Origin of the sequence: Mucilaginibacter gossypii (assembly GCF_900100945.1) — a bacterium.
Lineage (GTDB): Bacteria > Bacteroidota > Bacteroidia > Sphingobacteriales > Sphingobacteriaceae > Mucilaginibacter > Mucilaginibacter gossypii.
Genome location: NZ_FNCG01000003.1, coordinates 498619 through 520815, shown reverse-complemented (window position 1 = coordinate 520815; position 22197 = coordinate 498619). Strand labels below are relative to the sequence as shown.

The 22197-nt window shown below is 41.4% G+C and carries 24 protein-coding genes and 1 tRNA gene; 17 read left to right on the top strand and 8 right to left on the bottom strand.

The window, feature by feature from the left end:
• Window positions 1–38 precede the first annotated feature (38 nt).
• Together clpB and BLS28_RS08345 are read right to left on the bottom strand one after the other, a co-directional pair.
• A complete protein-coding gene (clpB, locus tag BLS28_RS08350; RefSeq protein WP_091164568.1) occupies window positions 39–2657 on the bottom strand; it encodes an ATP-dependent chaperone ClpB in 2619 nt (872 codons plus the stop codon).
• 367 nt (window positions 2658–3024) lie between these two features.
• On the bottom strand, window positions 3025–3456 hold the full coding sequence (locus BLS28_RS08345) for a DUF4488 domain-containing protein (RefSeq protein ID WP_143020716.1): 432 nt from the start codon (window positions 3454–3456) through the stop codon (window positions 3025–3027).
• A 190-nt stretch (window positions 3457–3646) separates the two neighbouring features.
• On the opposite strand from BLS28_RS08345, the gene BLS28_RS08340 reads away from it, so the two are divergent.
• Entirely contained in the window at window positions 3647–4987 is a 1341-nt protein-coding gene (locus tag BLS28_RS08340) for a sensor histidine kinase (RefSeq protein WP_091164560.1), read from the top strand.
• Window positions 4988–5221: 234 nt separating this feature from the next.
• On the opposite strand, the gene BLS28_RS08335 is transcribed toward BLS28_RS08340, so the two are convergent.
• Both BLS28_RS08335 and BLS28_RS08330 read right to left on the bottom strand, forming a co-directional pair.
• A complete protein-coding gene (locus tag BLS28_RS08335; RefSeq protein ID WP_091164557.1) occupies window positions 5222–5659 on the bottom strand; it encodes a DUF5675 family protein in 438 nt (145 codons plus the stop codon).
• A gap of 87 nt (window positions 5660–5746) precedes the next feature.
• Window positions 5747–7168 carry an ATP-dependent DNA helicase gene (locus BLS28_RS08330; RefSeq protein WP_091164553.1) on the bottom strand — a complete coding sequence of 474 codons (1422 nt, stop codon included), beginning with the start codon at window positions 7166–7168 and terminating at the stop codon, window positions 5747–5749.
• A 57-nt stretch (window positions 7169–7225) separates the two neighbouring features.
• On the opposite strand from BLS28_RS08330, the gene BLS28_RS08325 reads away from it, so the two are divergent.
• From BLS28_RS08325 to rsmD, 3 genes are all read left to right on the top strand, one after another.
• Window positions 7226–7699 carry a hypothetical protein gene (locus tag BLS28_RS08325; protein ID WP_091164548.1) on the top strand — a complete coding sequence of 158 codons (474 nt, stop codon included), beginning with the start codon at window positions 7226–7228 and terminating at the stop codon, window positions 7697–7699.
• A gap of 68 nt (window positions 7700–7767) precedes the next feature.
• Entirely contained in the window at window positions 7768–8580 is an 813-nt protein-coding gene (locus BLS28_RS08320; RefSeq protein WP_091164544.1) for a DUF3822 family protein, read from the top strand.
• Window positions 8556–9092 carry a 16S rRNA (guanine(966)-N(2))-methyltransferase RsmD gene (rsmD, locus tag BLS28_RS08315; protein WP_091164540.1) on the top strand — a complete coding sequence of 179 codons (537 nt, stop codon included), beginning with the start codon at window positions 8556–8558 and terminating at the stop codon, window positions 9090–9092. The genes BLS28_RS08320 and rsmD overlap by 25 nt, the downstream gene beginning before the upstream one ends.
• Here the strand turns inward: rsmD and BLS28_RS08310 are convergent.
• Window positions 9089–9841 (bottom strand): DeoR/GlpR family DNA-binding transcription regulator, encoded by a 753-nt coding sequence (locus tag BLS28_RS08310; protein WP_091164536.1) that lies wholly within the window; start codon window positions 9839–9841, stop codon window positions 9089–9091. The two genes, rsmD and BLS28_RS08310, sit on opposite strands and share 4 nt — an antisense overlap.
• Window positions 9842–9900: 59 nt before the next feature.
• On the opposite strand from BLS28_RS08310, the gene nudK reads away from it, so the two are divergent.
• Both nudK and coaD read left to right on the top strand, forming a co-directional pair.
• Window positions 9901–10476, top strand: a complete 576-nt coding sequence (gene nudK, locus BLS28_RS08305) for a GDP-mannose pyrophosphatase NudK (protein WP_091164533.1) — start codon at window positions 9901–9903, stop codon at window positions 10474–10476.
• A 127-nt stretch (window positions 10477–10603) separates the two neighbouring features.
• The gene (coaD, locus tag BLS28_RS08300) at window positions 10604–11065 is read left to right on the top strand and encodes a pantetheine-phosphate adenylyltransferase (protein WP_091164529.1); all 462 of its coding nucleotides are present in this window, start codon (window positions 10604–10606) and stop codon (window positions 11063–11065) included.
• Here coaD and BLS28_RS08295 read toward each other — a convergent pair.
• On the bottom strand, window positions 11034–11672 hold the full coding sequence (locus BLS28_RS08295; RefSeq protein ID WP_091164526.1) for an NUDIX domain-containing protein: 639 nt from the start codon (window positions 11670–11672) through the stop codon (window positions 11034–11036). The genes coaD and BLS28_RS08295 overlap by 32 nt on opposite strands.
• Here BLS28_RS08295 and pyrE point away from each other — a divergent pair.
• The 3 genes from pyrE (at window position 11671) to BLS28_RS08280 (ending at window position 14842) form a co-directional block, all read left to right on the top strand.
• Entirely contained in the window at window positions 11671–12330 is a 660-nt protein-coding gene (pyrE, locus tag BLS28_RS08290; RefSeq protein ID WP_091164523.1) for an orotate phosphoribosyltransferase, read from the top strand. The two genes, BLS28_RS08295 and pyrE, sit on opposite strands and share 2 nt — an antisense overlap.
• A gap of 99 nt (window positions 12331–12429) precedes the next feature.
• Window positions 12430–12831, top strand: coding sequence for an orotate phosphoribosyltransferase (locus BLS28_RS08285; protein ID WP_091164520.1), 402 nt, complete (start codon window positions 12430–12432; stop codon window positions 12829–12831).
• Window positions 12832–13213: 382 nt separating this feature from the next.
• A complete protein-coding gene (locus BLS28_RS08280; protein ID WP_091164517.1) occupies window positions 13214–14842 on the top strand; it encodes an ABC-F family ATP-binding cassette domain-containing protein in 1629 nt (542 codons plus the stop codon).
• A gap of 64 nt (window positions 14843–14906) precedes the next feature.
• Here BLS28_RS08280 and BLS28_RS08275 read toward each other — a convergent pair whose 3' ends face one another.
• A complete protein-coding gene (locus BLS28_RS08275; RefSeq protein ID WP_091164514.1) occupies window positions 14907–15089 on the bottom strand; it encodes a hypothetical protein in 183 nt (60 codons plus the stop codon).
• Between the two features lie 266 nt (window positions 15090–15355).
• Between BLS28_RS08275 and BLS28_RS08265 the strand changes: the two genes are divergently transcribed.
• From BLS28_RS08265 to BLS28_RS08255, 3 genes are all read left to right on the top strand, one after another.
• Window positions 15356–15428 (top strand) — tRNA-Lys (locus BLS28_RS08265).
• A gap of 238 nt (window positions 15429–15666) precedes the next feature.
• Entirely contained in the window at window positions 15667–16131 is a 465-nt protein-coding gene (locus tag BLS28_RS08260) for a serine hydrolase domain-containing protein (RefSeq protein ID WP_091164507.1), read from the top strand.
• Complete coding sequence (locus BLS28_RS08255; RefSeq protein ID WP_091164503.1) at window positions 16128–17000, top strand: serine hydrolase domain-containing protein; 873 nt, start codon at window positions 16128–16130, stop codon at window positions 16998–17000. Before BLS28_RS08260 ends, BLS28_RS08255 begins: the two co-directional genes overlap by 4 nt.
• Before the next feature lie 204 nt (window positions 17001–17204).
• Here the strand turns inward: BLS28_RS08255 and BLS28_RS08250 are convergent, their stop codons facing one another.
• Window positions 17205–18098: a helix-turn-helix domain-containing protein gene (locus BLS28_RS08250; RefSeq protein ID WP_091164500.1), complete on the bottom strand. Its 894-nt coding sequence runs from the start codon at window positions 18096–18098 to the stop codon at window positions 17205–17207.
• 167 nt (window positions 18099–18265) lie between these two features.
• Here BLS28_RS08250 and BLS28_RS08245 point away from each other — a divergent pair, with 167 nt between their 5' ends.
• From BLS28_RS08245 to BLS28_RS08225, 5 genes are read left to right on the top strand one after another with little or no spacing between them, the layout of a single operon-like run.
• Window positions 18266–19246, top strand: a complete 981-nt coding sequence (locus BLS28_RS08245; protein ID WP_091164497.1) for an aldo/keto reductase — start codon at window positions 18266–18268, stop codon at window positions 19244–19246.
• 1 nt (window position 19247) lies between these two features.
• The gene (locus tag BLS28_RS08240) at window positions 19248–20090 is read left to right on the top strand and encodes an SDR family oxidoreductase (protein WP_091164494.1); all 843 of its coding nucleotides are present in this window, start codon (window positions 19248–19250) and stop codon (window positions 20088–20090) included.
• Between the two features lie 38 nt (window positions 20091–20128).
• Window positions 20129–21115 (top strand): aldo/keto reductase, encoded by a 987-nt coding sequence (locus tag BLS28_RS08235; RefSeq protein WP_091164490.1) that lies wholly within the window; start codon window positions 20129–20131, stop codon window positions 21113–21115.
• Window positions 21116–21132: 17 nt separating this feature from the next.
• Window positions 21133–21573, top strand: coding sequence for a nuclear transport factor 2 family protein (locus BLS28_RS08230; RefSeq protein WP_176844407.1), 441 nt, complete (start codon window positions 21133–21135; stop codon window positions 21571–21573).
• 17 nt (window positions 21574–21590) lie between these two features.
• Window positions 21591–22175, top strand: a complete 585-nt coding sequence (locus BLS28_RS08225) for an NAD(P)H-binding protein (protein ID WP_091164483.1) — start codon at window positions 21591–21593, stop codon at window positions 22173–22175.
• Window positions 22176–22197 lie beyond the last annotated feature (22 nt).

Here is a 22197-nt window from a genome sequence, read left to right as displayed (position 1 = left end):
TTGGGAAGCCTTTTTACATTTAATTATTTTTCTACAGCTTATTTAGCTGGTTCCGTAGCTTCTTTAGCCGAGTTCAGGAACACGAACTGGTTATCAAACATATCTATTTTAATAACGCTGTCTTTATCAACTGTACCCGCCAGGATCTGTTTACTCAACTCGTTCAGGATCTTTTTCTGGATAACGCGTTTTAACGGACGTGCACCAAATTGAGGATCATAACCTAACTGGGCCAACCAATCTAAGGCTTCATCGGATGCTTCGATAGTTACACCCATTTCGGCAAGCGTTTGCTGTACCTGTTTAAACTGTAGCTTAACAATATCATGGATCTCATCACGGTTAAGTGGAGTAAACATAATAATCTCATCTATCCTGTTCAAAAACTCCGGACGGATAGTTGCCCTTAACAAATTGAACAGCTCATTCTTGGTTTTTGCTATCAGTTCATCGCGGTTTTCATCTTCCAGGTTTTGGAAGTTTTCCTGGATGATGTTGGAACCGATGTTGGAGGTCATGATGATGATGGTATTCTTAAAATTCACCACACGGCCTTTATTATCTGTTAAACGGCCATCATCCAGTACCTGCAACAAGATGTTAAATACATCAGGATGGGCTTTTTCAATTTCATCCAACAGTACCACGCTGTAAGGCTTGCGACGAACGGCCTCGGTTAACTGCCCGCCTTCATCATACCCAACATAGCCCGGAGGCGCTCCTATCAGCCTTGAAACAGCATGGCGTTCCTGGTATTCACTCATATCTATCCTCACAAGCGCGCCTTCGTCATTAAACAGGTATTCGGCCAGGGCCTTAGCCAGCTCGGTTTTACCTACACCGGTTGTACCTAAAAATATGAACGAACCTATTGGCCTGCGTTTATCCTGCAAACCTGCGCGGCTGCGGCGGATGGCGTCACTTATTGCTTCAATAGCTTCTTCTTGTCCTGCCACACGTTTGTGCAATTCATCTTCAAGGTTGAGCAATTTCTCGCGCTCGCTCTGAATCATCTTGCTTACCGGGATTCCTGTCCAGCGGCTTACTACACCGGCAATATCATCGGCGGTAACCTCTTCTTTAAGCATACGGCTGTCGCTTTGATTTTCAAGCAGGGCAGCTTTCAGCTTTTCAACTTCGGCCTGGGCTTCAACTATAGTACCGTAGCGTAATTCGGCTACCTTACCGTAATCGCCCGCACGTTCGGCCTGTTCGGCTTCGAGCTTGTAATTTTCTATCAGCTCAACCTTAGTGTTAATGCCATCAACAAGATCTTTTTCACCTTTCCATTTGGCACGTAATGAATCGCGTTGTTGCGACAGGTTGGCTATTTCTTCACTTAGTTCGGCAACCTTACGGTCGTCCTTTTCTCGTTTGATAGCTTCACGCTCAATTTCAAGCTGCATGATGCGGCGTTCCAGTTCGTCAACCACTTCCGGTACCGAATCCATTTCCAGGCGAAGTTTTGATGCTGCCTCGTCCATCAGGTCGATAGCTTTATCCGGTAAAAACCTGTCGGAAATATAGCGTTGTGACATTTCGACAGAGGCGATGATCGCTTCGTCTTTGATCCTCACTTTGTGGTGGGTTTCATAACGTTCTTTCAGTCCACGTAAAATAGATATAGCATCAGCAGCATCAGGTTCTTCAACCATCACTTTCTGGAAACGGCGTTCCAAAGCTTTATCTTTTTCAAGATACTTCTGATATTCATTAAGGGTAGTAGCACCAATCGAACGAAGCTCGCCACGGGCCAGGGCCGGTTTCAGGATATTGGCCGCATCCATAGCGCCTTCTCCCCCGCCTGCACCTACAAGCGTATGGATCTCATCTATAAAAAGGATGATCTCTCCATCGCTTTGGGTAACCTCTTTTACAACAGCTTTCAACCGTTCTTCAAACTCTCCCTTATATTTGGCGCCCGCAATGAGTGCGCCCATATCCAACGAGTATACCACTTTGGTTTTAAGGCTCTCAGGTACATCACCTTTGATGATCCTGAAAGCGATTCCTTCGGCAATGGCAGTTTTACCAACGCCAGGCTCGCCAACCAAAATCGGGTTGTTTTTGGTACGGCGTGACAGAATCTGGATAACCCGGCGAATTTCATCGTCGCGGCCAATAACCGGATCCAGCTTGCCCGAACCCGCATATTCGTTCAAATTACGGGCATACTTGTTAAGGGCGTTATAGGTAGCTTCGGCGTTTTGATCAGTTACTTTGCTATCGCCGCGGAGTTCAACAATTGCTTTTTTTAGGTCTTTTTCATTAACACCCGAATCTTTTAGGATGCTACTTACCGCACCACCGGCGGCTAAAATGCCTAACAGCACATGCTCAACTGATACAAATTCGTCTTTAAATTCTTTTAAATATCCCGACGCTTTTTGCAAAGCCGAATTTGCTTCAGACGAAAGGTATACGTTGCTGCCACTTACCTTGGGGAACGATGCAATTTGCGCATCTAACGTATCATTTAACCTGTTCAGGTTAACATTTAGTTTTTTTAGTAAGTAGGTAATTACGTTTTCATCAACCAGCAATAAGCCTTTAAGCAGATGCGCGGTCTCGATTGCTTGCTGTTGGTTACCAACAGCAATTTCAGATGCCTTTTGTACGGCTTCCTGAGCTTTTATGGTAAAGTTGTTAAAATTCATAGTACTCATGGTTAGTCAATTTATCGGCCATAGTATCCATAGTGAAAAATTGTCATTTTAAATTAAATCGCAATGACACTTTGCCATAATTAATAGCAATTTACGAATTACTATTAACAATAGTACGAGGCAATTTGTCGTTTAATACATTAAAACAATAATAAAAGTATGCGTCAAGTGAAGATGTTTAAAGACGCTAAATAAATCAGATGAGCTTAAAAAACACTTCACTAACAGACAGGCGTGGGCTTGCCTGTTAGTGAAATACTGCGTAATGGATAAAGATAATTGCGAGGGTGCAACTCTTGTTGTCTGTAAATGGAGGGCTATAATGTGATGAGTTTTAGTCAGTCAGCCGGTCGCGGGTTTAATTATCCAATTTATCAACTTTAACTAAATTGCAGGTCCAGGCAAGCCCTTTTCCGCCATTTCTTCCGTCAACCACACCACTTGTCTTCATCGTTTTTCTATCGCTGCTTAAAGTGTAATAATTGGCGTACTGCCTTCCTTTGAGATCATATGTGGCGTTGGGCCTCGCGTCTGTAATCGTCAATACATAAATACTGTCGGATAAGACTTTAAAAGTACCGCTGTGTGTAACAATCTGCACATTATTTTCTTTTGCAATGTTATAAAAGCTGCCGTCTGACATGAATACGACTTGAGATCCCGGATTGGTTGTATCCTTCCAGATGCCTACAAACGGTTTAATTTCTTTCTGATTAGCTCTTTCTACAGTTCTGCAGGAAAAAGTTGTTAATACAGTAATGACAATTGCGATAGATTTAAGAGATTTCATTAACATGTGACTTGGTTTTATGATGTGTAAATTATACTTATCCTTTTTTAAAAAACAATCAAGGTTCATCAAAATAGGCTTATATTTTCATTGACCGAATATTTCGTAAAAGGGTTAACTATACCTTGTCACATTTCTGTTACATTATTTGAAAATATTTTTATAATTTTGTTTAACCCATAAAATTTAATTGAACACCCATTTCTTTTTTAACAGTCTCCCGGTAAAATACCGGTCGCAATACCGTTTGCATTATACTTACCAAAACCTGGTGGCCATAAGGGGTGCCAGTATAGTATTTTTATTGCTTAATGTAATTATCCGGATCCTTTATCTTGTATTCCCCATTAGCTTAACGAAAGCTCAAAACTTTCCCGAGTTTAATTTCAGCAACTGGGTTTTCATTATTATAACTCCTGTTTTCCTGATAGCCAGTAACCTTTTTATCGTTAGTTTCAAAAGCCATAAAAAAGCTACAACAGGCATGTCATTGCTTGTATTTTTGTTTGCGCTTTATATTATTGTTTGCGGCATGTATTCCAGCTTTATAGCCACCTCTAATCCGAGTAATGCCCTCACCTTATACCTTGTTGCATTAAGCTTGATCAGCGTGATAATTGTTTTTGAATACTATGAAACCGTATTGCTGCTTATTGCTATTGAGCTTTTTTTTACTTCCCTGCTATTTTACAGTGAAACGCCGGCTACGGATATGTTGTATAACCAGTTGATCTCAGCTATCTTACTTTCCGGCTTTTATTTTATATCAAGGTACTTTTTTTCCTACAAAGCCAACTATTATTTTCAGCTGATAGAAATCCGCGAAAAAAACTCGGAAATTGAAAAAGCAAGCGAGTTTAAAAACCAGGTTTTGGGTATGGTTGCACATGACCTGCGTAACCCGATAGCTGCTGTTGAATCAATTGCCATGATGATGGAACTTGATGAGGTAGATGAGGAGACACAAGACAACATCAATATGATGAAGGCATCCTGCGTAAAAGCGCGGAGTATTATTGATGACTTACTGGAAGCAGCCCGAAACGAGAACATAGCGGTTATTGAAACTCAAGATATCGAGCTTAACCAATGGCTTAACAACATAGTGGGCGAATGGAAATTACAGCTGGGTAATAAAGTTAATGTACTTTTCAGCAGTTCGGTAAGTGTTGCCCATGCGCTCATAAATCACGAAAAATTTCACCGGGTTATTGATAACCTGATCAGCAATGCGGTGAAATTTTCTAAAGACCGGGATAATGTGGATGTGCGCCTGCTTAAACTAAATGATACGGTAGTTATTGAAGTTCAGGATTACGGCATGGGCATCCCTGCCAATATGCTGCCGGAAATTTTTAACCAATTTTCAAAAGCAGGCCGAGCCGGTTTACGCGGCGAAAAGTCGACCGGGCTTGGGTTGAGTATTGTACGCCAGATCATTGAAAAGCATAAAGGCACTATCAGCGTTACCAGCACCGAGGGACAGGGTTCAACATTCAGGATCACCTTGCCGGCAGTTAATTCGTTTTAGAATATTAAACAAGTCTTTGTTTATCCAAGGTAGTCTTCTCAAATGACCACTAAAAAGGGTGTCATACTGGGCCCGTCGAAGTATGGCGGACAGGGCCTCTGCGCACGAGTCTTCGACGGGCTCAGACTGACAGTCCCTCTTTGTCATCTAACCTTCATAGCCCATGGATTTTAATCACTCAGCATAACGGCGTAGATGCGTCATTTCACCTTCAAGCATTTATAATTTGCTATATTAAATAACCTCAATGGTCACGGTACTTCCCGCCTTAAGGGCCTCAAAAATCTTTGTGTTGAGTTTAGCTGTAGCCATTGTACTATGCAGAACAGCATCAACGCCTTTATCTTCACCAGGGAGAAGGCAGCCGTCGGTGTCCTTGGCAAAATTGCCAACATGGATCTCAATTCCGGCGAAACCGGGTACATTCTCTAATAATGGCAGGTTTTCGTTGTGTTTGGGGCTGAAAAATTTGACTACATTATAAGTTCCTGTAGGGATGGCTGTTTGCGTTTTAATTTTTATTGATGCAATTTGGGCAAGGCTCATACCGCTATTTAGCCCTCTATCTACGTCCTCCAGTATAAAACATTCGAAGGCGCCATTTATTGATAGTTCGCCAATGGTTGATTGTTTGGTTTTGATTTTTCTTTCGAGTTTTAAGTTTAGGTTCATGATACCGGTTTTTAATTGCTAATATTAACAATTAAAATACTAATTATCAATAGTTTGTATTGATAAAAGTAAATTTATCTTTGAAGATTATTCTTCCTTTAATTTATAAAACCTGCTATCAAAATTAACCAAAAATAATTCGGTGGTAGCTCGGGTGAGCGCGGTATAAAACCACCGCAGAAAATCCATATTGATCATTTCATCGGTTACATAGCCCTGATCGACAAAAACAGCATCCCATTGGCCGCCCTGGGCTTTATGGCAGGTAATGGCATAGGCAAATTTTATTTGCAAGGCATTGTAATAAGGATTGAGCTTTAGCTCATTGTGCATGGTCCTTTTATTAGGTAAATGTTCATAATCCTTCATTACTTCCTGGTAAAACCGTTTCTGATCGTCCTGACTTAACGCGGGCGAATCAGCATAAAGCGTATCAAGCAAAACCTTACAATCAAGGGTTGGGTCTTCGGCATAGTCAATAAATTCCAGCTGCACATCGGCAAAACGAAAACCATACATCTCTTCGGTGCGGCGTACTTTTACTATGCGGGCAATATCGCCGTTGGCAATAAACGCGGTACTATTTTCATCTTTATCCTGCAGCCAAAAGTAATTGTTCTTCACTATCATGATCTGATCGCCGCCGGTAAGCTCCTCCTCCCGGTATAAAATGCGGTTTCGAATTTGCCCGTTATACAAATTGGCATTTTTGTTTGAGCGGCAAATGATAAGTGTGCGGTCATAGCCGTATTTACGGTAAGCGTACTCCAACCCTTCGGGTAATCGCTCACCGGTCATCCTGAAAACATCTTTAAATCCCTTGGTTACAATTTTAGGGATTTCTATGATCTCCTCACGGATCAGATCGCGGATATTGGTGGCATTATATAAGATACCCGAATTCTTTTGCTGGCGCAAAACCTCGGTAAGCTCATAACTGAATATCGACAGGCCAAATTTATCGCCCATGAGCTGCACGTCAAGCGCAGGGCTATCGTCGGCTCCTACAGGCGGTAACTGTGCGGTATCACCTACCAGTATCAGCTTGCAGTTTTTATCATTATAAACATATCTTAGTAAATCAAATAATAATGACACGTGATTGCTGCCCATGGCCTCATCCGAGATCATGGAGGCCTCATCAACAATAAAAAGCGTATCGCTGGCCAGGTTATCAGCAAGGGCAAAACCATCATCGATTGTTAAAGCCGATTTTTTACGGTAGATGCGCTTATGAATTGTAAAAGCTTTGCGCCCGGAATAATTGGTAATGACCTTGGCGGCACGTCCGGTTGGGGCAAGCAGCACGGCTTTATAGTTATAATGCCTCAGTGCCTTTACCAGCGCACCTACTATAGTTGTTTTCCCGGTGCCGGCATAGCCTTTCAGAATAAAGCATTCGTCGCCTTCGGTGCTTTTTAAAAAGGCATGCAGCTTGCTAAAAAGTTCTGTTTGCTGACCTGTTGGCTCATGCGGGAATGACTGGCGGATATGATCGGGACTTGACACCCTGCAAAAATGATGATAAGTAATTTAATTCAGTAAGATTAGTTTTACATTTGACCCATGGAATTTGACGAAAACAAAGAGGAAGAAAAATACAGCGAAGACGATTATGTAGATATTTACTCCAAAAGGGCGATATTTTGGTTTTCGTTTTTTAACCTGATATTTGGCGGGGTGCTGCTGGTTATCAATTTATACAATGCAGGTTACAGAAAGGCGGTTCCGGTGGTGCTGGCCTTTGTATTATTTTTTTCCTATCTCTCCTACTTTGTTATCATGCATTCGGGCGTTGACCTGCAACAGGTTGTTGACGCCATGAACGTAACGGCTAAAGGTGGCCAGCCAACGGCCGCACAGGTTACAGCAATGCTTTCGGTAGCAGGCCTTAACATAGGTTTTGGCCTGATTGGTGCTTTAATTCTAAGCCAGTTTTTTTTCAGGAGATATTTTCCGGATAATGATTATTATCCTAAGCCTGTAGGATTGCCGATTTTGATCTTTATCATCCTGATGATATTAACCCGCATTTTATAACAGCATACCAATTTGGGCTGCGGTAATTACTGTATCTGCCAAAAAATATTACTTTTGTTAAAACCGGTATGAACGAACACAATTATACTTACCACGATGATAACTTTAGTTTAGATAAAACTGAGGATTATACTTTATTAATACAGGTTGAAGACAAATCGTTTTCGTACGCCATAAGTAATAACGGCAAGCTAATAGCCTGGGCCGAAAATTATCCGTTTGACGAGCTAAGCGATCCGCAGGAATTGCTTGACCTGCTGTCGGCCAAGTACGGGCAAATGATTATCGGTTTACCTGCTCACAGTTTTACGCTGGTGCCGGCAGAATTGTTTAGCGGTGAGCGCCTGCCGAACCTGGCCCGTTTCCTGGATGTGAGAGCCGACAGCAAAGTTATAGCCCAGGTATTAGATAAGGAAAACATCATCATATACAATACCAGCGAAGCCATTGTGAGTACCGCAGAAGAATTTGGCATCCGTAATACCGTTTTTACATCAAAAGGCTGGTTAACTGCCATTGCCCAAAACAATCCCGGCAACGACTGCCTTTACCTCAATATTGAAAAAGAAAAGCTGGAGATAGCTCATTTTGCATCAGGCAAACTGCGTTTCTATAACTCATTTGATTTTAATGGCAATGATGAACTGGTTTACTTTACTGTACTGGTTGCTAATGAACTTAACCTCGAAGCTAAACATACCAGCTTATATGTAAGCGGTAACATTGATGCCGGCAGTAAAGGATTAAGCCGCCTGGCCGAATTTTTTAACGTGGCCGAAGTCAATAATTTACAGGTATTACAATTACCCGCGGAGGTTGTTGCTCACAGGGTGTTATCAATAGCGGCTCTTTCATTATGCGCATTATCGGAGGCAGTTTAAAAGGCTTAAGGCTTAATCCGCCAAAAAATCTTCCTGTTCGTCCTACAACCGATTTGGCAAAAGAAGCTTTATTTAATATCCTGCTTAACCAAATTGAGTTTGAATGCATTAAAGTACTTGACCTGTTTAGCGGAACCGGCAACATATCGCTTGAATTTGCTTCACGCGGCGCTTCGGAAGTTATATCTGTCGACAGGAGTATTCATTGCGTTAATTATCTTAAAGATACCTCGCGGCAGCATAAGCTTGCGCAAATAAAAACTTACCGCGAAGATGTATTCAAATACCTAAATGTTGAAACGGAACAATACGATCTGATATTCGCCGACCCGCCCTATGACCTAAACAGGATCCCCGATTTGCCAAAAGTTATTTTTGAAAAGAACCTGCTTAAACCTGATGGCCTGTTGATTGTTGAACACCAGTCCCTGCAAAATTTGAGCAATCATCCCGCTTTTATTGAACAAAGAAAATACGGGCATTCGTCATTTTCGTTTTTCAGACCGGTTTAGATACCTGCCTTTAAAATAACTACCCCGCTTTCTTTAAAGCCCTTTAACCGCTCAGGATCTGCATCGGTAATGATCGCGTTGATGATATCTAAGCCTGCAAAATTAAGGTAGGTTTCCTTGCTTATTTTGCTGGCATCACACAGAATATAGATAAACGCGCTGTTTGCGGCGAAAGCTGTTGTAATGGATGCTTCATATTCACTATTGGCAAACAATCCTGCTTCCGAAATACCGTCAACGCCCAAAAAAGCTTTGGTTGCCCTATACTTTTGAATATGCTCAATAGCTGTAGTTCCATGTACAGCCTGTCGCTCTTTATCCAGCTCCCCTCCTATTATATTAACACTCACAGCGCTATCCTGCAACTCATATACTACAGGTAATGAATTTGTTATCACCTTTATCTTCTTGTTTTTAATGAACTGGCATAACCTAAAAACAGTACTCCCGCAATCCATAAAAATAACATCCCCGTTATGGATTTGTGATGCGGCCCTGCGGCAAATGGCATCTTTAACAGTTGCGTTTTGAGCGCTTTTATTCACAAAGCTATGTGGCCTTTCGTGAGGATTAACTTTTGTTGCTCCTCCATGAGTACGGTAAAGCAATCCATCGGCTGCTAACTGGTTCAGGTCGCGCCGTGCTGTAATTTCTGAAATATTCAGTTCGGCAGCCAATTGCTTTATATCAACCTCTCCGCTTTGACTGAGCTGCTCAATTATTTTTTGTTTTCTTTTTGGAAAGTTCATTTTATTAATCCTATTTTCGTTCAAAAATAATCATTATCAATCATAAACGATCAAAAAAAATGATTCAGATCAAAATTCTTAATACCGATATTTTATCAGATAACTGGTACATCCTTAAAAAAGTAACTTACGAGGTTACGGAAAAAGACGGTAATACCGCTGTGCAAAGCCGTGAAGCTTATGACCGCGGCAACGGCGCAACCATTTTGCTTTATAATAAAGCACAATCATCTGTAATATTAACCAGGCAATTCAGGCTGCCCACCTATATCAACGGCAACCCCGATGGAATGCTGATTGAATGTTGTGCCGGCTTGCTTGATAAGGATAATCCGGAAGATTGCATCCGTAAGGAAACCGAGGAAGAAACCGGCTATAAAATAACGGATGTTAAAAAGGTTTTTGAAGCTTATATGTCGCCGGGTTCTGTTACCGAAATCCTTTACTTTTTTGTTGCCGAATATGCCAAAGAAATGAAAGTTAGCGATGGCGGTGGGCTCGCCCACGAAAATGAAAATATTGAAGTTTTAGAGCTGCCATTCAGCGAAGCCCTGCAAATGGTAAAAACCGGGGAAATAAAAGATGGCAAAACAATTATGCTTTTGCAGTATGCTCAGTTGGCTTCGCTGGTTTAGGGGGGGAGTGATCAAATGAATGGTTCAACTTGTCAGATATAAAGTCGCTAATTAAATAATGCCGATAAAAGGCAAAAAACAACTGTTCATTTAAAGAACCCAATCAACTATTCATTAATTTTACTGCATGAAGACAGCCCTTTTTCCAGGTTCATTTGATCCGCTTACTAAAGCTCACGTTGATATTGTGAAACGATCTGTTGAGCTTTTTGACAAGCTTTACATAGGTATCGGCGTAAACAGCAGCAAAAAGGGGTTGCTGAGTGTTGAACAGCGCGAACAAATGATCAGGGCGGTTTTTGAGCATGATGAACGGATCCACGTGATAGCCTATGAAGGCCTTACTGTCGATTTTTGCAAAAGCATAGGCGCCGCTTACATGATCAGGGGAATCCGTACGGTATCAGACTTTGAGTATGAAAAAGCGATTGCCCAGATGAACCATTCGCTGGCACCCGACATCGAAAGCATATTTATTGTAAGCAAACCAGGCTATTCATCCATCAGTTCAACCATTGTGCGCGAAATTATCCGCTATAATGGCGATGTAAGCCAGTTTATTCCGAAAGAGGCATTACCTTATTTGTAACCAGCTTTTCCTTATGCAACACATCCATAATAGATGGAAAGGTGTTTTCAATTATTGGTTCAATATGATGGTGTTCAAACCAGCGCACATCGGTAATACCCTCTTCTTTTTGAGGTTTTAGCTTTTCTTTACCCTTACTTGTCATGGCAAACCAATGCGTTTTCTTAAGCACTACCTCGCCGCGGTTAACATATACATGGTATGTTTTACAAATTTTTTCTCCTAGTTCGCTCACTTTTATACCGCACTCCTCCTCTACCTCACGCACTGCCGCTTCTTTCACTTTTTCCTCTTTTTCTATTTTGCCTTTGGGCAGGTCCCATTTATCATTACGATAAATGAATAAATATTGCCCCTTAGTGTTCATAACCAGGCCGCCTGCCGCTTCAATAAGTGTAATATTCTTTTTAATAGCTTTAAGATACACCTTAGCGTTTGCTGTTTTTATGTAGAACAATTTGTTAGGATTAGCGAGGATCCAGGTATATATAATTTTAAGGTCAAAGGTCTCTGCATCAAGCCTTTCAAAATTATCTGCATGCTTTGGTTCAGATTCTGTGAGCAGGATAACCTTTTCGTTAATATAAATTCTGTATTTTTGAGCCATGTTTACTAATAATGAGATCGAACAACAAGTAGCCGAATTCCTGCTGCAAATTAAAGCAATTAAATTACAACCCAATAATCCTTTTACATGGGCATCGGGCTGGAAATCTCCAATTTACTGCGATAACCGTGTTACACTTTCTCATCCAACTATCCGCACTTACATCAGGCAGCAATTAGTCGCAGCCATACAGGATAAATTCGGGTCGGTTGGCTGCATTGCGGGTGTGGCAACTGCAGGTATACCGCAAGGTGCATTAGTAGCCCAGGAATTAGGCCTTCCATTTATTTATGTACGTTCAAAACCTAAGGAGCATGGCACAGGTAGCATGATTGAGGGCGATGCCGCTACTACTTCAGGCAAGCGGGTTGTGGTTATCGAGGATCTGCTTTCAACCGGTAAAAGCAGTCTGCAGGCCGTTGAAGCGTTGCGTGCCGCAGGTTATGACGTTGCAGGCTTGGCAGCTATATTTACTTATGGCTTTGATATTGCCGACGAAAACTTTAAACAGGCCAACTGCCCATACGTAACCCTGTCAAACTATAACGCGCTTATTAAATACGCGGAAGAACATCAATTCATTAATGAAAAAGATGTAAACCTGCTCAGGCAGTGGCGCGAAAACCCATCAACCTGGGGCGAAATGGCTGCAAGTTAAGACCGTTGATTTTTTTGATTTCGATGATTGCGCTGATTTTTAGATTGTTCGTCAGCGTAATTTGTCTCAAATCTCAAATCTAATATCTCAAATCTATCCATGAATACATTCACCAGTACGATAAGTATTAACAAGCCTTTAACGGAGGTTTACGATTTCCTGGCCGATTTTAATAATCACCGGCAACTGATGCCTGATAATATCCAGGAATGGACATCCACCCGGGATGAAGCCCGTTTCAGTATCCAGAATATGGCCAAGCTTGCTTTGAAAATTGAGGAGCGTGTGCCCAACCAGATGGTAAGGATCATACCTGCTGAGAAACCACCATTTGACCTGGAACTAAAATGGTCGTTATCTTTTAATAACGACCATACTGATATTTTATTCACCATTGGCGCAGAGCTTAGCATGATGATGAAAATGCTGGCATCAGGTCCGCTTCAAAAATTGGCCGATCATGAAACGCAAAGCTTATTTAATATTTTAAACAAAGCTTAAAGCGTTGCCCTAAAGCTTATAATTAATATATTTTTAATATACTTTGCGCTTTTGTGTATTGTTGATGGCTATTACCACATTGATGATAATTAAACCTATAATTAATGCTCCCATGACCATTGTTAAATAATTTAAATAAATTGTTACACTGTATGTTAGTCAAAGGCTGTACCATTATATTATAACTGGTTAGATATAGCGATTAAACGTATTAAATATACTTTTAGTTTACACTACATTATCATTTCTGTGTAATTGTATACCCATGGATTTAATTTATGGGGAAAATTGCTGCTCAAAAAATCCCCATCCATAATATCAGCACCATATATCGTTAAAATGAAGATTTTACCGTACTTTTGCGCCAAATTAGAGGTGCAGCATGATCACGGTATCCAATCTTTCTTTACGTTACGGTAAGCGTACTTTGTTTGAAGACGTAAACCTGAAATTTACACAGGGCAACTGTTATGGTATTATTGGCGCCAATGGCGCGGGTAAGTCAACATTCCTGAAAATTCTTTCGGGCGATATTGACCCAACCAGCGGCTCGGTGAGCTTCACTCCCGGCGAACGCATGGCTGTTTTGAGCCAAAACCATTACGCTTTTGACGAATTCACAGTTATCGAAACGGTGATGATGGGCCATAAGGAAATGTACGCCGTAATGAAGGAGAAAGACGCTATTTATCTTAAAGAAGATTTTAGCGATGCCGATGGCGAACGCGCGGGTGAACTGGAAAACCTTTTTGCCGAAATGGACGGCTGGAATGCCGAAAGCAATGCCGCTACCCTGCTCAGCAACCTTGGCATTAAAGAAGAATTTCATTATCAACTGGTTAAAGACCTTGATAACACCCAAAAAGTACGTGTTTTATTAGCCCAGGCACTTTTTGGCAAGCCAGATATACTGCTGCTTGATGAGCCTACCAACGATTTGGACATCCACACCATTAGCTGGCTGGAAGATTTCCTTGCGTCATATGAAGCTATTGTACTGGTAGTATCGCACGACAGGCACTTCCTGGATACTGTATGTACCCACGTAGTAGATATTGATTTTGGCAAAATGACCATTTATACAGGTAACTATACCTTCTGGTACGAATCGAGCCAATTGGCCCTTAAACAACGTGCCGAACAAAATAAGAAAGCCGAAGATAAAGTTAAAGAGCTTCAGGAGTTTATCCGCAGGTTTAGTGCCAATGCGTCCAAATCAAAACAGGCAACCAGCCGTAAAAAAGCATTGGATAAAATCAACCTGGATGAAATTCAGCCATCAAACCGTAAATATCCGGGTATTATATTCAACAACCTGGGCCGTGAAGCCGGCGATCAGATCCTGACCGTTGAAAACCTGGGCAAAACCCTTAATGGTGAGGTGCTGTTCAATAATATCACCTTCACTGTAAACAAAGGCGATAAAATTTCTATCCTGTCGCAAAACAGTTTGGCAACTACCGCTTTCTATAATATTTTAACAGGCCGCGATAGAGATTTTACAGGCACCTTTAAATGGGGTGTGACAATTAACGCGGCTGATATCCCTAACGACAGCAGCGAATACTTCGATGGCAAAAGCGACAACCTGATTGATTGGCTGCGCGAATATTCGCCTGGCGAAAAAGACGATCAATTTATCCGCGGCTTCTTAGGCCGTATGCTATTTTCGGGTGAGGAAGTTATGAAAAAATGCAGTGTGCTATCGGGTGGCGAAAAAATGCGCTGCATGTTTAGCCGTATGATGCTGCAGCAAGCCAACCTGCTGATGTTTGATGAACCAACCAACCACCTCGACCTGGAATCGATTACAGCGCTTAATAATGGTATGAAAGATTTCCGCGGCACAATCCTGTTCACCTCACGGGATCATGAACTGGTTGAAACGGTAGCCAATCGGATTATTGAGTTAACACCAGGTGGTTACATTGATAAACTCATGACCTATGATGAATATATCAACAGCCCTGTAGTGCAAAAACAACAGGAAGATTTATACGCTGCTGTATAATAACTGGTAAGGGAATATATGAGGCCTGGTAGCATAATACTACCGGGCCTTTATATTTTATAACTTATAATAAGTTAAACCCGGAGGCCTGCGTTTCGAGCTGATTAATAGTAGATTCGTCGCTAAACAGATAAAAATGATCTTTAGTGTACGAATATTGAACATTTAAACCGTTTTGGGCAATAAAATCTTTAACAACGCTTTCATATAGGAGCTTGTTAATTTTAAGTAATTTTCTTTTTTTCATGAGAGATAGATATTAAGTTTTACAATTTAAGTAGCTTTTGTTAAAATTCCAACAAAAAAACTAACATTTTGTTAGGAAGTTGCTATAATTAACTTTTTTGGCCGAGCCGGGAATAAAATGAACACCAGGAAGATGAAAGCGGGTTATTACTCCAACCTTTAATTTTACAATAAGCAGATTAAAATAATTGTTAACTATGAGTAATTCCGCCTGCTGAAAAAGAAAATAATTTGCATATTTGCAACCCGGCAAAAGCTGGTACATATGACTCCGTAGCTCAGCTGGTAGAGCAAATGACTCTTAATCATTGGGTCGAGAGTTCGAATCTCTCCGGGGTCACTTTTTTAGGCAAGTTGTCAATTTTATTGGCAACTTTTTTTATGGCTTCAAATTCAATAAATTTAGTTCACCTGCTAACAAAATTGAATTTTGAAAAGCTTCTCCCCTTGTCTATCAGATTAAAGTAGAAGCTTCAAGGCGAAAGATCATAGTTTTTTATTTATTGTAAAAATGCGATGTTAACCTTGTTCGTTATATCTCTATAAATTCTATCTTTAATTGTCTAAACATTTTCACAATGATTCAAAAAAAAGCGTATCGCTTCTTGCTTTTTCTTATTTTACAAAGTTGCACTCAAGCACAAACTTTCAATAAAGCCAAGTTAGACAGCTTTTTTGTAGCGCTGAATAAGAATGACCAAAGCATGGGCAATATCGCCATATCCGCGAATGGAGTGTTGGTTTATCAAAACGCTATCGGTTTTAGCCAAATAAACAAAGGGGCAAAAACACCTGCTACCATTGATACAAAATACCGGGTAGGCTCTATCACTAAGATGTTTACTGCTGTTATGATCTTTCAGTTGATAGATGAAGGTAAGCTTAGCTTTGAAACACCTTTGGCACGTTATTTCCCACAGCTTCCCAATGCAAGTAAGATCAATATAAGGGAAATGCTTGACCACCGTAGCGGGCTTCATAATTTTACGAGCGACTCACTTTATTCCACTTATATGGGCAGCCTAAGTCTGAAGCTGAAATGATTGCCATCTTTAGCAGACAAAAATCCGATTTTGAACCGGATTTAAAGGCCGAATACAGCAATACTAACTTTGTATTACTGGGTTATATTATTGAAAAATTGACAGGTAAAACGTATGGCGAAGAATTAAAGAAACGGGTCACTTCAAAAATAGGCTTGAAACAAACTTATTACGGCACTAAAGCCAATTCAACCAAAAACGAAGCATACTCCTACATTTACCAAGGACAGTGGACACAAATGCCGGAAACAGATATGAGTATTCCGGGCGGTGCCGGTGCTATTGTTTCTACGCCCGCCGATCTGGTTAAATTTATAAATGCACTTTTCGAAGGCAAACTTATTAGTGCCGCCAACTTAGAGCTAATGACAACGATGAGGGACAGTTATGGTATGGCCATGTTTGCTATGCCTTTTTATGATATAAAAGGCTATGGACATTCCGGAGGCATCGACGGGTTTTTAAGTTTGCTTTTATATTTACCGAAAGAGAAGATAGCAATAGCTTACACTTCCAATGGAACACGATACTCATATAATGATGTAGTCATGGGAGCATTGAATATATATTTTAATAAGTCGTTTACTATTCCAGAGTTCAAAACAATTACATTAAACTCAGCTGAACTTGATAAATATGTCGGGGAATATTCCAGTACACAAATACCCTTGAAAATTACTATAACAAAAAAAGACATCACGCTGTTTGCGCAAGCCTCGGGTCAAAGTGCATTTCCCATGGAAGCCAAAGGTGACAATAAATTTGTTTATGCTTCTGCCGACGCCACCTTTCAATTTGAACCGGATAAAAGACGTTTCACTTTAATACAAAAGGGGAATACCTATTTATTTAACAAAACTGACAAATAGAGGCAAATTGAGAATTGGTAGCTGATCTTGCATGACTAGCTTACCTAAATGCTTATAATTAAACTGGGATTTTTTCAATCAAAAAAGTGCTCCGGGTGTCAGCTACAGAGCGCCCTTATAGATAGGCAATCGATTAATCACCTTTTTTATTTGGCAACCCCTTACAACCGTTTTTATGAATATTAATAAAAGGTGTTAATTCTTTTAGTTTTGCGAACGGTACTCTAAAGGTGTCGTGCCAGTCTTCTGTTTGAATAACCTTGTAAAATGTTGCGGGTATCTAAAGCCTAGTTCGTAAGCGATCTCACTGACCGATTTATTTCGATCAAATATTTTTTCTTTTGCAAGGTCAATGACTTTTTCTTGTATAAAGTCGTGCGCGGATTTTCCCGTTTCCTTTTTGATGAGCTCTCCAAAATAGTTACTTGAAAGGTGGAGGCTATCAGCACAATAACCAACTGTCGGCAATCCCATATTCTGTAAATTGTCTGACCTGAAATAGTTGTAGAGTAACGTCTCAAATTTTTCCAGAATGCCTTTATGAATATCTTCCCGCGTAATAAACTGGCGGTCATAGAAGCGAACACAATAGTTCAGAAATAACTCTATGGTGCTGATCACTAACTTTCTACTATGCTTATCAATAGCGTGTTCGAGTTCATAGCGTATCTTACTGAAGCTATCTAATACAATTTGGCGCTCGCGCTGTGACAAATGCAAAGCTTCGTTGACGTTATAGCTAAAAAAGCCATAATCCTGGACATGACGACCGAGCGAAGTGCCGCGGATGAAATCCGGATGGAATACCAGCGCATGGCCGCTCGGTTGAAACAGTTCCTCTTTTCGGACTCCTGCTACCTGTCCCGGAGAAAAGAACACCAGTGTTCCTTCCTGATAGTCATAATTCGCCCTACCGTAAGTAAGATCGCCACAGTCGACATCCTTTAAAATAACTACATAGAGCCCAAAGTACATTTTGTAGCGATTGCGCGGTGACGCTTTTGAAAAGTCGATTACGCTCACCAATGGATGCAGCGTTTCTTCGTTATTGAAGTCATTATAGGACTTAACTGTCTCAAAACGAACTATATCTTCCATGTCTTTTTTCTTTTCTATGAACAAATGTAAAAAGCGAAAATCTTTTTATACCACCGTTAGTGCCCTATCGGTGAAATTGGTAAGCAATACCGTGTTTTGTATAAGTTAAGCTTAAAAAATAGGCTTGACCTTTGTACCATCATCTATTTAAACAAAATTATTTAATTATGGACAAAAGAATATTAGGGAAAGACTTAGAAGTTTCCACACTCGGTTTAGGCTGCATGGGTTTAAGTTACGGTTACGGCCCGGCAACAGAAAGAACAGAAGTGATCGGTTTGATCCGTCATGCGTTTGAAATTGGCGTAACCTTTTTTGATACCGCAGAAGCCTACGGCCCTTACCTTAACGAAGAAGTCGTTGGCGAAGCGCTTGAACCTTTCCGAAATGAGGTGGTAATTGCAACCAAATTTGGCTTTAAGAATGGTAAAACCAGTGATGGTCTTGACAGCCGACCTGAAAATATCCGTGCGCACACTGAAGCGGCATTGAAACGTCTGCGGACTGACCGGATCGATCTGTTGTACCAACACCGTGTTGACCCGAATGTACCTATGGAAGATGTTGCGGGCACTGTTAAAGACCTGATTGCCGAAGGCAAGGTTAAGCATTTCGGTATGTCTGAGGCCGGTGTCGAAAGTATTCGTAAAGCACATGCCGTTCTACCCGTTACGGCGTTGCAAAGCGAATACTCACTTTGGTGGCGTGAGCCTGAAAAAGAGATTTTACCGTTATTGGAAGAATTAAAAATCGGTTTTGTGCCTTTCAGTCCACTTGGTAAAGGGTTTTTGACCGGTGCGATTAATGAGAAGACGACCTTTGATAAGACCGATTTCCGCAATGTTGTACCCCGTTTCTCAGAAGAGAACCGGCAGGCGAACCAAGGCATTGTAGATGCTTTAGCGGAAATTGCAAAACAGAAAGGTGTAACGAATGCACAAGTAGCGATTGCCTGGCTACTTTCACAAAAACCATACATTGTGCCGATTCCTGGTACCACAAAGATCAACCGTTTGGAAGAAAATATGTCTGCTGCCAGTGTGAAATTGAGCCAACAGGACCTGAATGATATACAAATTGCACTTGGTAATATCGAAGTTATTGGTGCCCGTTACCCTCAACATTTGGCAGCAAGGCAAGGACGGTAATATGAAAAATTCAAAAAACGTAATCGTATTGACCGGGGCCGGTCAATTAGGTATGGCCATCGCCCGCAGAATGGGTTACGGTAATAAGATCTTTGTAGCGGACTGGAAAATAGAGAATGCTCAAGCAATTTCTAAAACGCTGACGGAGGCTGGTTTTGACGTAGTACCGTTTAAAGTGGACATCTCATCACGGGAATCTGTTCAGTCACTGATTAAAGCCGCCCGAAAGGAAGGTGAGATTGCTATCTTCATCAACGCAGCAGGAGTTTCACCAAGTCAGGCATCCATTGAGCAAATATTAAAGGTTGATTTATACGGAACCTCACTTTTATTGGAGGAGTTTGGCAAGGTGATCAAATACGGTGGTACGGCCGTTGTGATCTCCAGCCAGTCAGGTTACAGGATGCCCGCGTTAACCGCCGATGAGGACAGGTTGCTTGCAACAACACCTACAGAACAACTTTTGCAACTTGAATTGCTTAAGCCAGAAAATATCAAAGACACGCTTCACGCCTATCAGATGGCAAAACGTGCTAACGGCAAGCGAGTTATGGCGGAAGCTGTAAAATGGGGCGAACGTGGTGCTCGAGTTAATGCAATATCACCTGGCATTATCATTACGCCTCTTGCGCTTGATGAGATCAATGGCCCGAGAGGAGACTTTTATAGGAACATGTTTGCTAAAAGCCCGGCAGGACGTCCCGGAATTGCGGACGAAGTAGCAAATGTTGCGGAACTTTTATTGTCCAATGCTGGCGCTTTTATTACTGGTTCTGACTTTCTGATAGACGGTGGTGCAACGGCATCCTACTTCTACGGTCCACTTCAACCGGAAAATAGATAATAAGAACAGCAACGCGCGCAAGTGCAAAAAACAAGATTATGATAAAAAGAAAATTAGGAAATAGCGGCCTCGAAGTATCTGCGTTAGGTATGGGCTGTATGAATTTAAGTTTTGGTACCGGCCCGGCCGCCGATATCAATGATGGTCTGGCTACTATTCGTGCTGCTGTTGAGCGAGGTATCACTTTCTTTGATACAGCTGAAGGTTATGGGCCTTATACTAATGAGAAACTTGTGGGTGAAGCTTTAGAGCCATTCCGTAAAGATGTGACCATTGCCACAAAGTTCGGCTTCAAACTGGAAAATAACCAAATCACCGGATTAGACAGCCGCCCTGAAAACATCCGCGAGGTAGCCGAGGCATCACTCAAAAGATTAAGAACAGATTATATTGACCTGTTCTATCAGCATCGCGTTGACCCTTCCGTTCCAATTGAAGAAGTCGCCGGTACATTAAAAGACCTGATACAGGAAGGTAAGATCAGTTATTACGGACTTTCTGAAGTAAGCGCCAATACCATTCGCAAGGCTCATGCGATACATCCTGTAGCAGCTGTTCAAAATCAATACTCCATCTGGACGAGAGAACCGGAAGCAGATGTATTGCCTGTGTGCGAAGAATTGGGCATCGGCTTTGTGCCGTGGGGACCATTGGGTACAGGGTTTCTTACCGGCACTATCGATACTAGTTCAAAATTTGACGCCAGTACAGATCTTAGGGCCAATTTCCCCCGCTTCAGCCAAGAAAACATCAAAGCGAATATGCCTGTGGTAGATATGCTACGCAATATTGCAGCTAAGAAAAACTCGAACCCTGTTCAGATCGCTTTAGCCTGGCTTTTGGCGCAGAAGTCCTGGATCGTTCCGATACCTGGTATGGATAAAATCGCCTATATCGATGACAATATTAAATCAGTTGACCTGCTACTTACTACCGAAGATTTGAATGAGATCGACGAACAGCTGTCAAAGATCAATATACAGGGCGACCGCCTGGATGCGGGTTTGCTGTCTATGTCTGAATAAACATGAACCTTAAATTTATGAAACCGTTAATTTTAATCCTGTTAATTATAGTTTCGCTTGATTGTTCTGCTCAAACAGCTCAAGAAAAAAACTTACTTTCCTTATCAGATCGCATTTTTGAGTGGGAAGTAGCCGGAAAAATCGATTCCCTTGAGCAAATATTTCACAAGAAATTTCAGGTTGTCGGATCGAGCGGCGAAGCACAATCGAAGGCAGCTTATATCGCCAGATTGCAAAGCGGAAATTTCGTTCACAATGCTATCATAGTAGACGAAAGTGTTGTGGCGATAACAGATAATACCGGAGCAGTGTTCGGCAAAGGCACCTTTACCGTAACCAGCAACGGCCACAAGGTTGTTTTGAAGCTTTCTTACATCGAAGTGTTTACCCGAACAGGTAAAAGCCATCCCTGGAAACTGCTGGCTATGCATGCCAGCAGTTTGCCTGAAAAGCGCTAATTAGCCAAACAATATCAATGAAAAATGTAATTATTTTCGGTGCAAGCGGAAGCCTTGCATCATATGTGATAGATGCGATTGAAGAGCTAGACGACGTGGAACTAACCCTTTTTGTTCGTAACAAAAACAGGTTACAGCAAGGTGCGAGAAACAAACACAGGGTTATCGAAGCCGATGCCACCAACTTTACATTGGTTAAAGACGCGATAGCCGGACAACATATTGTTTATGTGAATCTTGCGGGTGACCTTGAGTTAATGACTCAGAATATTGTGAAAGCAATGATTGAAACCGGTGTCAATCGAATTATCGCTGTAAGTTCAATCGGTATATACAATGTACCGCTTAGTTCAATGCTCGTCCCGTACAGAAAACTTGCCGATATTATAGAAGTGTCAACATTGGACTATACGATCTTACGACCAGATTGGTTTACGAACGGTAGCGAGATCGATTTTACAATTACCCAAAAAGGGGAGCCGGAATCCGGCGGGGCCATTTCCCGCAAGAGTATAGCTGCATTCGTAGCTCACCTCATCGGAAACCCGAATGAATATAATAAAGAGAATGTCGGCATAAGCACGCCTGATTGCCGTGAGTAAACAAAATAATCTATCATAATTT